Raw genomic sequence first — 14592 nt, forward strand, 5'->3', positions numbered from 1 at the left:
TTTCTAGTTTACTACCTTTTTATAATCGTTATGAAATTCCTGAAATAATTGCAGTAGATTCATAGTAGCTGAAATTAAATCTTTTGTTTCTAATAATAAGCCAAAGTATAATTTAGTATTCTTGGGACTGGTTTCCGTAGAGCGAATTCGCTCTATTTGCTTTTGAATAAGTTGAGAAACATGATTAATTAATTGCTGCTTCTCATCTATAATTGCATTTATCTTTTCAAAAGATTCATTATTAAATGTCTCTTCCACCCTATCAAACAATACCTGTAATTCAATATCTATACCTTTAAGGTCTCTAATTTGATTAAACTTTAGCTTTTTGTGATTATTGTTTACATGCCCATAGCTACTTTTTACAATATAGCCAATTGATTGAGACATGTCTTGAAGATAATCTAGAATAAGAATGTAAAATTTACTAGCTTCCACAGAAGAATCATCCAGAGACTTTATAAAATAAAAAATCTCATCTTTCAGTTCATCTACTACAGTTTCCAGTTTTTTAAGACTTTTTTTGTTCTTTTTTAGCTTTCCTAAATCTTGTAGCCCAATATTATCAACTACTTCACTATAGAGCTTATTAATTCTTTTGATAACATTAGATATATTATCGGAACTTTCAGTAATAATCTCATTAATGGTTATAAGATCTGTTCTATCAAACTTACGATTCTCATTCTTTTCTTTTTCTGATTTTTTGTAGACCACAAAGCTGCGAATTAAAAGTACCGCTGCTAATAATAATAAACCAACAACAGCATAAATTCCTCCATAGTAAATTACCGATGCAAAGGTAGCTGCTGCTATAAATGCTACCAAAGCGGTTACAAACCAACCTCCTATTACATTTAAAACTCCTGCCACTCTAAAGACCGCACTTTCCCTCCCCCAAGCCTTATCTGCTAAAGATGAGCCCATAGCTACCATAAAGGTTACATAGGTGGTTGACAAAGGTAATTTAAGTGAAGTACCTATGGATATAAGTATACTGGCAACTACCAGATTAACAGATGCTCTCACGAAATCAAATGCAGGTTCATCTATTTTTTTTCCCTTCTTTTCTATAGTTTTTTGAAAACGGCTATCTAATTTTTTAACAAAACTATTTGGTAAAATAAACTCTACTCCATTGCTTAGGTTTACAGTAGCTCTTACGATAAGTCTAGACAAAAGGTTAGGATTAAATTTTTCTTTACCTTCTCCTTGTCTTGATAAATTAATTCCGGTTTCTACAACAGAACGCGCTTTTTTGGAAAACCATAAAGTTACCACCATAATGCCTCCTGCAATAAACAGCAAATAAGAGGGTGTACGCACAGCACCAGATAATGAACTCATTGACATTTGAGTGTCCATACCAGATTCCAGCCATAAGGTATAAGACTGCCATGCCGCTATTGGAACCCCAATAAAGTTTACCAGATCATTTCCAGCAAATGCCATCGCAAGCGCAAAGGTGCCAATGATAATAATGACCCTTAAAATATTTCCTTTAAAAAGTGATATATAAATTTGAGATAAGACAGTCAGGCATATAAAACTTGTAAGAAGGATGATTAATTTATTAGCGTCTACCCAATCTAAGGTTTCTGGTTTAATAAAAGACACTCCCTTTAAACCCTTAATAAGAATAAAATATGTAATGGCAGTTAAAGATACGCCTCCAAAAATCCCTCCTGTATACTTAAGATTTCTCTCAAACTGAAAAGTAAAGATTAAACGGGATATATATTGAATAATGGATCCTATTCCAAATGCTATTAGCACAGAAAGAAAAATTCCTCTTATGATTTCTATTGCCTGACTAGAATTAATGTAGCGCACCAATTCGGAAACAGATGCATCATCTTGATAAATTTGAATCATTGCAATGGCTACTGAAGCTCCTAAGAGTTCAAATACAATAGAAACGGTAGTTGAAGTAGGCAATCCCATTGAGTTGAAAAGATCTAACAACAAGATATCGGTAATCATAACCGCCATAAAAATGATCATGATTTCTTCAAAAATAAATTCGCCAGGATTAAAGATGCCTTTTCGTGCTACCTCCATCATACCGCTAGAAAAGACCGCTCCTATAGCAATTCCTATACTTGCCACTATCATAATAGTTCTAAGAGATACAGCCTTAGAACCAATGGCTGAATTTAAGAAATTGACAGCATCATTACTTACACCTACTACCAAATCAATAATTGCAAGGGTAAACAATGCAAAAATCATAAACATGTAAACCTGCTCCATAAATGGAATCTAAATTTAAAAAGCAAAAGTCTGTTAACTTAATCAAACAAGGGTTAAATAATTGTTACCAAAACATTATTCACTTATCAACTTCCTATAATTCGCCTTTGTCTTTTCTATTTTCGATGCTAAAATAAACTTTTAAAACTAAAAAAAATACCCTACTTTTAGTCTTGCATATTTAACACTAAAAACCCTATAAAATGGCAGTATTAAAAGTAATTGAAGTATTATCTAACTCAAACGAAAGTTGGGAAGATGCTACCAGAAAAGCAGTCAAACAAGCAGGAAAGTCTATCAATAATATAAAATCCGTATACGTACAAGAGCAAAGTGCAATTGTAGACGGAGATGATGTTACAGAATTTCGTGTGAACGTAAAGATCACCTTTGAAGTTAAATAACAAATTAAAAAATTCCTAAAGCGCCTAAAAAGGCGCTTTTTTTTTGCATATGCCTGAAAAAAAATTTACCAACGCACTCATAAATGAATCCAGCCCTTATCTATTACAGCATGCCCATAATCCTGTGGATTGGTTTCCTTGGAATGAGAAATCATTAACATCAGCAAGAGAACACAATAAATTAGTACTTATAAGTGTTGGATATGCTGCCTGCCACTGGTGCCATGTAATGGAAAAAGAAAGTTTTGAAGATGTAGAAGTTGCCAAAGTAATGAATGCTAATTTTATTAATATTAAAGTAGATCGTGAAGAACGTCCAGATATTGATCAAGTTTACATGGATGCTGTTCAACTTATGACAGGTGCAGGAGGTTGGCCTATGAATGTGATTGCATTACCCGACGGAAGACCTTTTTGGGGTGGAACTTATTTCAAAAAAAATGATTGGATCTCTTATCTAAACCAAATATCAAAGCTATATAAAGAATCTCCTGCCAAAATTGAGGAATATGCGAACAATTTAAGTGCTGGCATCACTCAATTACATCAAATTACTGAAAAAAGCACAAAAGAATTTTCATCTGCTCACTTAAAAAAAGCGGTTACGGAATGGTCTCCCTATTTTGATTTAAAATATGGCGGTCCCACCAGAGCTCCTAAATTTATGATGCCTGTTAATTTTGAGTTTTTACTCAGATATGCTACATATTATAAGGATGAAGAAATATTTTCTTATGTACATACCACACTTACCAAAATGGCATATGGTGGTATCTATGATGCTATTGGAGGTGGATTTTCACGATATTCTGTAGATGCTATTTGGCATGTACCCCATTTTGAAAAAATGCTCTATGATAATGGGCAGCTGGTAAGTCTTTATGCAAATGCCTATAAAACCAAACCAATAGCACTTTATAAAAATGTAATAGAAGAGACCTTGAACTTTATTGAGCGTGAATTGATGACCCCTGATTATGCTTTCTATTCATCATTGGATGCAGATAGTTTAAACGATAAAGATGAAATGGAAGAAGGCGCCTTTTATGTTTGGACAGAAGCTACTCTTAAACAGTTGTTAGGAAAAGATTTCAACCTATTCAAAGACTATTATAACATTAATGAGTACGGGCTATGGGAAGATAATATTTATGTACTGATTAGAAATCATTCAAATGAAGAAATTGCAGCTAAACATCAAATCCCTTTAGAAGACTTGAAAGCATGTATTTCAAGGTGCAAGAAGCTCCTTGCAGAACATAGAGCGAAAAGACCAAGACCACGATTAGATGATAAGATTATAACTTCTTGGAATGCATTAATGCTCAAAGGCTATATAGAGGCATACAAAGCATTGGAAAACAAATATTACCTGGAAATTGCCCTTAAAAATGCCCATTTTATAAAGAAGCATCTATTGTCTAAAAATGGAAAATTATTCCATATTCACAAAAACGGACACAGTAGTATTAATGGTTATTTAGAAGACTATGCATCCTGTGCAGATGCCTTTATAAGCTTATATGAAGTAAGCTCCGATGAATCTTGGATTTTACTTGCTAAAAAACTAGTTGATTATAGTTTAGCGCATTTCTACGATGTGAAAAACGAGTTATTCTATTTTACATCTAATGAAGACGCCCCTATTGTAACTAGAACAATTGAAAAAAATGATAATGTAATACCTGCATCCAATTCTATTATACAAAAGGTATTATTTAAGTTATCTCGATTTTTTGGAGAAGCTAGATATGAAAGTATTGCAAAAGGTATGATGCTGCGTATGTTAGATGAGGCAGTAGAATACCCCTATAGCCATGCAAATTGGCTTCACAATTATATGAATTTCACAAACCCATTTGCAGAAGTGGTTATTACAGGAAAAGAACATCAAAAATTGCTTCAACAATTAAATAAACATTACTTGCCATCTTTAATTATTGCGGGAAGTAATGCTGAAGAAACACAGTTATCTTTATTTGAACAAAGATTACCAACAGATGAAACACTTATTTATATTTGTAAGAATAATACATGTGACCTTCCTGTTAAAACGGCAGAGGCAGCATTAAAAAAACTTCAATCTACTTTATAGGAAGTAGTATACTTAATCAACAACTTAAAAAGAACAAAAAAATGAATGTACAAAAATGGATAGACGCAGGTTTTGAATGGATCACTCAATATGGACCTAAAGTTTTAGGAGCTATTCTTATCTGGATCATAGGATCTTGGGTAGTGAGCAAAATTACCAAAACCCTTAGAAAGGTCATGAATAAAAGGGAATATGATCCCACATTACAAGGCTTTTTAATGAATATGCTTTCTTGGGGACTCAAAATCTTATTAATTCTTGCTGTACTAGGCACAATTGGTGTAGAAACCACTTCATTTGCCGCCATTCTAGCAGCAGCAGGTCTGGCAGTAGGCCTTGCTTTACAAGGCTCTTTATCAAACTTCGCAGGGGGAGTATTGATCATGATTTTTAAACCTTTTAAAGTTGGTCAACTTATTGAAGCTCAAGGCGAGTTGGGGGTTGTAAAGGAAATTCAAATATTTACTACCAAATTAAGTTCGCCTTCTAATAAGGAGATCATTATACCTAATGGAAGTCTGAGTAACGGAAACATTGTTAACTATACAAGCCAAGGTACTTTAAGAATTGACCATACAATAGGAGTTGGGTACGACACCAACATCAAACAGGCAAAAGAAGTTCTAATGAAAGTCTTAACTTCTCAGGAAAAAGTTCTAAAAGATCCTGCACCTACCATTAATGTATCTGAACTCGCAGATAGTTCCATCAATTTTGCAGTTAGACCCTGGGCTAATGTTGATGATTACTGGGATGTTTATTTTGACACTCTGGAGCTTGCTAAAAATGCTCTTGATGAAGCTGGTATAGAGATACCATTTCCACATCAAGTTGAAATTCAGAAATAACCAAATTATTTTTTGGACTTGGTACCCATAAAATCTTTTAGATAATAAGGTTCAAAATAGGCAACGTTTTCAAAGCTGCCTATTTTGAATTTTTTATAGGCTAGCATGGTCATTTGTCTGGCGGACGGAAGTTGTATCTCATCGTGAAAAATAGCATTAGAATGTTTAATTAGTTCTTTGCATTTTGTAGCACCATTTCCTAAAAAATGTACTTCTCCACTTGCTAATTCTTGCTGAAAAGAATCTTTTGTAACTACCTCTGCCCAAACAGGTTTCATTATTTTATAGGCATTATCAAAAACGGCCGTATACACTTCCATCCTTCTGGCATCTAGCATGGGAACTAACCATCCTTTATTTATCTTAAGTTGATGCGCCATAGACTCTAGTGTAGAAACGCTTATCAATGGCTTCTCTAGTGCAAAGCATAAGCCTTTAGCAGCTGAAACACCTATTCTTAACCCGGTATATGATCCTGGCCCCATACTTACCGCTACTGCATCCACTTCTTCCAACAGAAAAGAAGCATCTTTCAATGCTTCTTCTATAAAAAGGTGTAAACTTTCGGCGTGCAAATACTTGTCGTCACTTTTTTCTTTAATGGCAACCAGCTCGCCATCTTTTGAAATACCTACCGAACAGTTTGTTGTGGTTGTTTCTATTTGTAAAATTACAGCCATAAGACTGCAAATATATTATTTAAACTCATCTAACGGAATCCCAAAATAGAATTCAAGGACTTTTAGATTAAAAATATAATCGTATTTAGTACGAATAAGATCTGCCTCTGCATTGTCTAATCTGGACTGCGCCTGACTAAAATCAAAAGAGTTCATTAAACCAACATTAAAACGCTCTTTAGCGTAAAGAAAAGCTTCCTTTCTTGAAATGAGTGCTTTCTCTGCTGCCTCATAGGCTTTTAAAGATCCTCTGGTATCATACCAGGCCTGATTTACTGTATTTTCAAGACCTAACTTGTCCTTAATTAACTGAAGCTCTGTACGTTCTAAAGCTATTTTTTGTCTCCTTACATTGTTTCGTGTAGAAAATCGACTAAATATAGGCACATTTAATTGTACGCCGTAAGCAATTCCATCAAAGGTATAGAACTGCTCAATAAGAGGGTTTGAAATCTGGTCTGTATATCGCGTATTGTAATTGAAAAAACCAGATAAGGTAGGGTAATAAGCACCTTTTGCAATTTCAACATCTTTTTTAGCAAGTTCTACATTTGTTTCTGAAAGTTTAATATCATTTCTAAAACTTACTGCTTTTTCAAAAATTGTTCTTGGTGTATTTTCAGTAATCGTAGTTGGTGGGATCATGAAATCTTCATCAGATACATCAAAATTTTCATAATCTTCTATAATAAGTAACTGTGCTAAAGCAATTTTAGAAAGGCGCAATGCATTTTCTGCATTTACTATTTGTTGTTCTTGAGTAGCTATTGTTGCTTCAATTTCTAACAAATCTCCTCGTGGTACTACTCCAGATTCAACGAGTTCTCTGGTTCTTTTCAAATCTTGATCTGTCACCTCAAACTGAGCCTTTGCAACTGCCAAGTTTTCTCGGTTAAACAGAATTTGCAAATAGTTATTGGCTACATTAAGAGAGATATCATCCTTAATATTATCCAATTGATACTGAGCTGCCAATCTTGACATTTTAGCCCGATTGTATCTTTTAATATTTCGCAATCCATCAAATAATAAAATTCCAGAATTTAAGCCCGCAGAAACAGTACTCTGTGTAGTATTTTCAAGAATTCCCGTAGTTGGATTCTGCGAAAGACCTGTATTGGAAGAAAAGGTGGCACTACCATTTAAATTAGGAAGAAAATTACCTATTGCATCTGATTTATCTATCTCGCTGTTTTCCAGATCCAGTTCAAATTGTTTGATATCAATATTATGTTCTAAAGCATGATCAATGCATTCTTTAAGAGTCCATTTTTTATTCTGTGCATTTGTAAGTGCAACTGTAAAAAGAACAATGATCATTATAAGTTTAGCCTTCATAAGCTTTTCTTTCAAATTTATACTATTAGTTAGCGCTATTCTTTAGTTTCTTCTTCTTTCTTAAGGGGTTCTGTTTTATTCCAGACCTTTACCTTATCATCCATTTCCAATCCAGATAATATTTCTACATTGATCCCGTCTGATATACCCACTTCAATATCTCTTCTTTCAAACTTCTGATCTCCAGTAGAAACTTCAACATAAGGTTCATCGGTTTCCTTATCAAACTGTAATAGGGCCTCTTTAATAGCCTTCACACTATCTCTTTTTTCTAAAACCAAAGAGGCATTTGCACTATATCCAGCTCTAATAAAGAAAGAATCGTCTAAATACACATCACCTTCAATTTTAAACTGTACTGCTCCTGCTTCTTCATTTCCTTTAGGCGCAACAAAGCGTAATTTAGCATCAAATTCTTTCTTTTGAATTGCACCTAGGCTCACTTTTAATGGCATTCCAATTTGAAGTTTTCCAACCTCAGCCTCATCAACTTTGCCTTCAAAAATCATTTTACTTAAGTCTGCTATGGTAGCAATAGTTGTACCATCATTAAAGTTATTACTTTGTATTACCTGATCTCCTTCTTTTACAGGAATTTCAAGAATAGTACCGGATACAGTTGCTCTAATATTGGTATTTGCGATACCAGAACCTCCAGCAGACCCTAATCTAATAATACGATAGTCGTTCTTCGCATTTTCTAACTCCTGTTTTGCTTGCTCATACCGTAGTTGTATGTTTTGATAATCTTGATCTGAAACCACTCCTTTATCAAAAAGCGCTTTATTTCTATCAAATTCTATTATAGAATTTTTAAGTGATATCTCAGCATTACTTACACGACCTCTGGCGCTTACCAAAGACTGTTCATTTGGCACTACTTTTATCTTTGCAATAAGATCTCCGTTTTTAACGGTAGCCCCTTCTTCCACATAAATCTTATCTATAATACCAGATATTTGTGGTTTAATTGCTACTTCATCTTCTGGCACCACCTTACCCGTTGCTACTGTTTTTTGTTCAATACTAGTAGTAAAGGGTGTTTCTGTTTCGTATGTTATGGGTGATTTGCTATTTGACTTTATAAAGTAAGCCGCAGCCACCAAGGCAAGCAAAACAAAAATTACGATAAGTACGATTTTAATTACTTTTTTCATTCTTTTGACTTTTATCTTTTGGTTGTTTAGTTTGTTATTCTTCTCTTAATGCGTCTATAGGTTTGATACTAACCGCTCTTTGTGCAGGAATGAGACCTATAAGTGTTCCAAGGCCTATCATAATTACTACCGCTCCAATAATAAGCGGGATGGGAACCGTAGGGTTTGTATAAGGAAAATCTCCCTTATCTGAAAAAGCTGCATCTAATCCACTAAGCAATAAACCTCCCATCGTAATTCCTAAAATACCTGCCACTACGGTAAGAAAAACGGACTCTAGTATAATTTGACCTCTAACCTCACCTGGAGTTGCTCCTAGTGCTCTTCTAACGCCTAATTCTTTAGTTCTTTCTTTAACTGATATTAAAAGTATATTACCAATCCCAATAACTCCCGCAAGAATAGTGGCAATACCCACTATTAGCGAAAGGAAAGTCATTCCTTTTGAAAAGCCCATAATACGACCAAAAATCTCACCGAGATTAAATGAACCAAAAGCACGCTCGTCTTTTGGCGAAACATTATGTATCTTTTTTAGAACAGCTTTTACATCTTCTTCTACTTTGAGTACATCTACATCTGCATAGGCTGCAATGGAAAACCAATCTACACCTTCACCTGTATTATATAAGGTTCTATAAGTAGTAAAAGGGATAAAAATATCACTATCACTTTCAAAACCACCTCCCTGAATGTATTTATGAACACCTACTACCTGAAAGTAGATACCATCTACACGAATATAACTACCAATAGGGTCTTCGTCTTTTTCATACAATTCTTTTTGGGTTCTTTCTCCAATAACACATATTTTACGTTCATTTTTAATATCGGCATCATTGATGAAACGTCCTCCATCATAGATTTTTTTAGTGGCAATTTTTGTAAATACTGGATAATCACCATAAATATTATAATTACCCGATTTTTGCCCCCTGACTATTTGCGCAGGTGGCCCTCCAAAAACTCCTGTTGCATTTCTAGGAGCTATGTATTGTATTTCTGGGATACGATCTTGTAAGGTTCTTGCATCGTTTAATTTGAGTTGTAATCGCCTTCCTGTTTTAAAACCTCCGTAAGGGATGCTGGTAGATTGTGCCCATGCAAACATACTGTTCATGGCTACATTCTCAAATTGTTTCTCAAAACCATTGTCTAAACCCTTTGCGGCTCCAGATAATGCGATATAAATAAAGATACCCCATAATACCCCGATAATGGTAATGACGGTTCTTAACTTATTTTTTCTAATAGAACCAAATATTTCCTGCCACGTATCTCGTTGAAAAATAAATCTCATGTTTACTTAATTTATTCGTCCCGAAGGGCTACAATTGGTTTAATACGAGCAGCTCTCTTTGCTGGAAAGTAGCCTGCGATTGCACCAAAAATGATTAAAATAATCGTAGCGGCTATCGCTACTCCTGTATCTATATAGGGGTCTTTAATAAAATAATCTTGAAGTGTTTCTCCCAGGGAACTTAAAATTGCAATCCCTGCAAATAGTCCAATATATCCAGCAATAGCAGTAATAAAAATAGATTCCTGCATAATCATGCCAATAACTGATTTAGGCGTAGCGCCCAATGCTTTTCTTATACCCAACTCTTTGGTCCTTTCTTTTACTACAAAGACCATAATATTACTAATACCTATAATTCCTGCAATAAGAGTACCAAGACATACAAAGAACACAATGATTTGGAGTACTCCTGCAAATTGTTGATTTTGTTTTAAATTATCAGCTATATTTCTAATAAAAATCCCTGCCTGATCATCTGGATGAATATTTTTCTTCTTCTTTAGAAATTTATTGAGTTTACCTTCAAAAGTTACTGCTCCAGAATATCCTAATTGTGGTTTAAAAGCGAGTACAATTTGATCAATTTTATCTGTATTTTTTGTCATTAACTGTCTTGTGGTATAAGGTATATACATGAGTCTTTCCTCATTATCACCACCATCATCTTGAAAAACTCCTATCACTTTAAATACACTACCGCCTACATCTATGTATTCTCCAATTGCATTTTTACCTTTAAAAAGATCCTTTTCAATTAAACGACCAATCACTACATTTTTAGTGCGATTCTTGATATCATCTTCATTGAGATATCTCCCCTTCATCATAATGGTCTTTTCATTAAATTGATGTGCGGGACCTACTCCTCTGCCACTATAATTATTGGATTCGTTATTGTATTTTACCAAAGAGCTAAAAAAGATTCTTGGGGTAATATATTCTAGAAAGAAAGGGAAATTGGTTTTAATATCATCAATGTCATCATTTTTGAATTCAATAGCTCTGTTAGATTTAAATCCTTTGTAGGGCATAGAGGTTCTATTGGCAAAAACAAAAAATACATTGGTGGCATCATCCATAAAAAACTCATTGAATTGATTTTTCAATCCATTACCAAAACCATACAAAACCACAAAAATGAGTATTCCTAAAGCTACTGTAAATCCGGAAAGAAAGGTTCTTAGCTTATTTTTACTAATGGTTTGAAATATTTCCTGCCAACGATCTCTACTGAACATATGCTGAAGCTCTTACCTGTTCTACAAATTCATCTTTTTCAATGATTCCATCTTTTAAATGAACAATACGTTTGCACATATGCGCAATATCTTTTTCATGCGTCACCACTAAAATGGTATTCCCTTCATCATTAATCTTTTGAATAAGATCCATCACTTCATAAGATGTTGTACTATCTAGGGCTCCGGTTGGTTCATCTGCTAATAAAACCTTTGGTTCTGCTGCCATGGCTCTCGCTATAGCTACTCTTTGTTTTTGCCCACCAGAAAGCTCACTAGGCAAATGCGTTGCCCATTGTTTTAAGCCTACTCTATCCAAATATTCTATGGCTTTTTGTTGACGCTCTTTTCTAGGAACTCGTTGATAATACAATGGAAGTGCTACATTTTCCCAAGCACTTTTGTAGTTGATAAGGTTAAATGACTGAAAAATAAATCCTAAGAATTTATTTCTATAATTTGCGGCTTTAGTTTCATTGAGGTTTTTGATGGGAACATTATCAAGCATATAATCTCCTGAATCTGCTTCGTCTAGCATGCCAAGTATATTAAGGAGTGTAGATTTGCCGGAGCCCGAAGACCCCATAATAGCTACGAGTTCTCCTTCTTTAACCGAAAAATCAATACCCTTTAATACATGCAATGAGTTACTCCCCATACGGTAAGACTTATGCAAATTCTTAATTTCAATCATGGTTAGTTATTTTTTCTCCACAATGTTAATCAATTGATGTAAAGTATTGTATTAACAATATGTTAAGTTGATGGATTGTTCTTTTTTGAATAAGACTCTTTTATCTAATTATTGTTACAGAATCAAATGCAAAGAAAATGTTAAAAAATAAAATTCTCAATTGTTCCCTCCATTTGCATTGACCAAATTCCAAATCTTAATTCGATCTCCCTCCTGTATACCAGAAGTTACCTGAGTATAAATTCCATCGCTTATCCCCAAAGTTATATCCCTTCTTTCAAACTGCTGATCTCCGGTCTCAATTTCCACAAAAGGAATCTTCGTTTCAGGATCAAACTGCACTAGCGCTTCTTTTATGGCAAGAACGTTTTCAGCTTTCGCCAGGATAATAGATGCATTGGCACTCAATCCTGCTCTAATAAAGGTACTGTCTGATTTTTGCAAAGTGCCTTTGATTTCAAATTGTACGGCACCATTCTCCAAAATTCCCTTTGGGGCAATGTAATCCAATACTGCATTAAAGGTTTTGTTTTCTATAGCACCTACCGTTATTTCCAGCGGAAGATTTTCTTTTATTTTGCCTACCTCTGATTCATCTACCTTTCCCTTAAATATCATTTTATCGGTATCAGCAAGGGTGGCTATAGTAGTACCGTCGTTAAAATTATTACTTTCTATTACCTGATTCCCTAATTCTACTGGCACTTCAAGTACCATCCCAGAAGAAGTAGCCCTAATATTGGTGTTAGCGGCATTTTTCATACCCTTAGTGGTTCCTGTTTTAACAATTTCAAAATTCTCAACGGCAGCCGCATAACTTTGTTTTGCTTGTAAATAAGCTGTTTCTGAGGTTTCATAGTCATTTCTTGAAACCACTCCTTTATAGTGAAGTTCCTTTTGTCTATTGAAAACTCTTTCTTGATTTTGCAGCGCAATTTTGTTGGTTTGTATAGCGTTTTTTGCATTATTCAATGCAGATAAATTAGGCACTACCCTAATTTCTGCGATAAGATCTCCTTCTGTCACCATATCGCCACTTTCAATATAAATTTTCTCAATAATACCAGATATGTTAGGTTTAATTAATACCTCCTGAAGTGGTAAAATACTTCCTACGGCAACTGTTTTTTTAACGATAGTTCGTTTTTCTGGCAGTTCTGTCCTATAAGTTATAGGATCCTCAGAATTCTTGGCGTACAAATAGTAAAGAGCTCCCCCAAATGCGGTAACAATAGCTATAAGTACAACTGCGGTTATTGTTTTTTTCATTATTATTTTCTTAATTCTTTAGTTTAAATTTAGCGCATGCTGTTATTCTGAACGCAATGCGTCTATTGGTTTCACTTTGATAGCATTCTGTGCAGGCAGAAAGCCTGCTAACAAACCAGCGCCTATAAGTATGCTTAGTGCTATAAAAACAACTCCAAGATTTACGCTGGGATTTGCAAACATATCTACAGGTCCATTAAGCTCTAGAATATAGTTCATAATATAAAGTAAAAGCGTAGCAAAAACGATTCCTGCCATACCTGAGATAATGGTAAGCGATACGGACTCTAATAGAATTTGAACTTTAATAGACCAAGGTGATTCACCTAATGCGCGTCTAATTCCTATTTCTTTGGTTCTTTCTTTTATAACAATAAGCATAATGTTGCTTACTCCAATAACTCCACTTAGTAAAACAAGTATCCCAACTACATAAGCTATAAGACGTATGGCTGTAAATAGCCTTTCTATTTTACTAAATTCCTGGTATAAATCAAAATGACCTACAGCCCGGTCATCGTCTGGGCTAAGCTGATGCCTATCTTTAATAATACTAAAAATATTTTCTTTAAGTTGGGTTATAGAAAAATTATCTTTTGCGGTAATTGCCATCCAACTCACCTTATCTGCCATATTAAATGCCTGAGAGAATGTGGTAAAGGGAATGTAAATCTTTTTTTGTTGTCTCTCAAGATCTCCATTGCTACTTTTAAGGCCGTAAATTCCAATTACTAAGAAATTGACTCCTTGAATCTTAATGTATGTGCCAAGAATAGACTCATTTTCTTCAAATAAACTAAGCTTTACTCCTTCTCCAATTACAGCTACTTTGCGGCGCTGATTAAGATCAGTATAATTTAGAAAACGTCCTTCTAAAATATCCATTGTTTCCTGTTGATTAATCTCAGGATAGTCTCCATAGATATCAAAACCTCCAGATTTTGTGCCTTTTATAACATTGTTTTGTCCTGGACCCCCTAATCGGTTTCTTGGAGAGATATATTGTAGCCCCTTTACATTTTGCCTTATAGCTTCTACATCATCTAATTTAAAATTATAGGCTCTACCTTTTGGCAGCCCTTTAAAGGGTTTCGTAGCAGTCTGAGACCACATAAACATTGTATTAGTTGCTATCCCGTCAAAATCTTTCTTAACTCCGTTTTCAAGTCCTTTTCCAACTGCCAAAAGAATAATCAAAATCAAAATACCCCAAAATACTCCAAAAGCAGTCATAATGGTACGAAACATATTGGAGGATAACACCTCCAATATTTCCAACCATCTATCTTTGTTAAACATTTGTATTCTTATTT

General features: G+C 34.4%; 12 protein-coding genes. 3 read left to right on the plus strand and 9 right to left on the minus strand.

The genetic code is table 11. From position 1 onward, the window contains the following. Positions 1-3 precede the first annotated feature (3 nt). On the minus strand, positions 4-2253 hold the full coding sequence (locus tag WBG07_RS08565; RefSeq protein ID WP_340200359.1) for an inorganic phosphate transporter: 2250 nt from the start codon (positions 2251-2253) through the stop codon (positions 4-6). A 203-nt stretch (positions 2254-2456) separates the two neighbouring features. On the opposite strand from WBG07_RS08565, the gene WBG07_RS08570 reads away from it, so the two are divergent. From WBG07_RS08570 to WBG07_RS08580, 3 genes are read left to right on the plus strand one after another with little or no spacing between them, the layout of a single operon-like run. Then, entirely contained in the window at positions 2457-2657 is a 201-nt protein-coding gene (locus WBG07_RS08570; RefSeq protein ID WP_340200361.1) for a dodecin family protein, read from the plus strand. Between the two features lie 49 nt (positions 2658-2706). After that, a complete protein-coding gene (locus tag WBG07_RS08575; protein WP_340200363.1) occupies positions 2707-4752 on the plus strand; it encodes a thioredoxin domain-containing protein in 2046 nt (681 codons plus the stop codon). Positions 4753-4793: 41 nt separating this feature from the next. Further along, on the plus strand, positions 4794-5600 hold the full coding sequence (locus WBG07_RS08580; RefSeq protein ID WP_340200365.1) for a mechanosensitive ion channel family protein: 807 nt from the start codon (positions 4794-4796) through the stop codon (positions 5598-5600). 5 nt (positions 5601-5605) lie between these two features. On the opposite strand, the gene tsaB is transcribed toward WBG07_RS08580, so the two are convergent. From tsaB to WBG07_RS08620, 8 genes are all read right to left on the minus strand, one after another. Beyond that, entirely contained in the window at positions 5606-6280 is a 675-nt protein-coding gene (tsaB, locus tag WBG07_RS08585) for a tRNA (adenosine(37)-N6)-threonylcarbamoyltransferase complex dimerization subunit type 1 TsaB (RefSeq protein ID WP_340200367.1), read from the minus strand. Between the two features lie 15 nt (positions 6281-6295). Further along, positions 6296-7618 (minus strand): TolC family protein, encoded by a 1323-nt coding sequence (locus WBG07_RS08590; RefSeq protein ID WP_340200369.1) that lies wholly within the window; start codon positions 7616-7618, stop codon positions 6296-6298. Positions 7619-7653: 35 nt separating this feature from the next. Then, complete coding sequence (locus tag WBG07_RS08595) at positions 7654-8775, minus strand: efflux RND transporter periplasmic adaptor subunit (protein ID WP_340200370.1); 1122 nt, start codon at positions 8773-8775, stop codon at positions 7654-7656. Between the two features lie 34 nt (positions 8776-8809). Further along, positions 8810-10075: an ABC transporter permease gene (locus tag WBG07_RS08600; protein ID WP_340200372.1), complete on the minus strand. Its 1266-nt coding sequence runs from the start codon at positions 10073-10075 to the stop codon at positions 8810-8812. An 11-nt stretch (positions 10076-10086) separates the two neighbouring features. Next, a complete protein-coding gene (locus WBG07_RS08605) occupies positions 10087-11316 on the minus strand; it encodes an ABC transporter permease (RefSeq protein WP_340200373.1) in 1230 nt (409 codons plus the stop codon). Beyond that, complete coding sequence (locus WBG07_RS08610) at positions 11306-12010, minus strand: ABC transporter ATP-binding protein (RefSeq protein WP_340200374.1); 705 nt, start codon at positions 12008-12010, stop codon at positions 11306-11308. The genes WBG07_RS08605 and WBG07_RS08610 overlap by 11 nt, the downstream gene beginning before the upstream one ends. 156 nt (positions 12011-12166) lie before the next feature. Beyond that, positions 12167-13279 carry an efflux RND transporter periplasmic adaptor subunit gene (locus WBG07_RS08615; RefSeq protein WP_340200375.1) on the minus strand — a complete coding sequence of 371 codons (1113 nt, stop codon included), beginning with the start codon at positions 13277-13279 and terminating at the stop codon, positions 12167-12169. Positions 13280-13321: 42 nt separating this feature from the next. After that, positions 13322-14578, minus strand: a complete 1257-nt coding sequence (locus tag WBG07_RS08620; RefSeq protein ID WP_340200376.1) for an ABC transporter permease — start codon at positions 14576-14578, stop codon at positions 13322-13324. Positions 14579-14592 lie beyond the last annotated feature (14 nt).

Source organism: Ascidiimonas meishanensis (assembly GCF_037782385.1).
GTDB classification, from domain to species: Bacteria; Bacteroidota; Bacteroidia; order Flavobacteriales; family Flavobacteriaceae; genus Ascidiimonas; species Ascidiimonas meishanensis.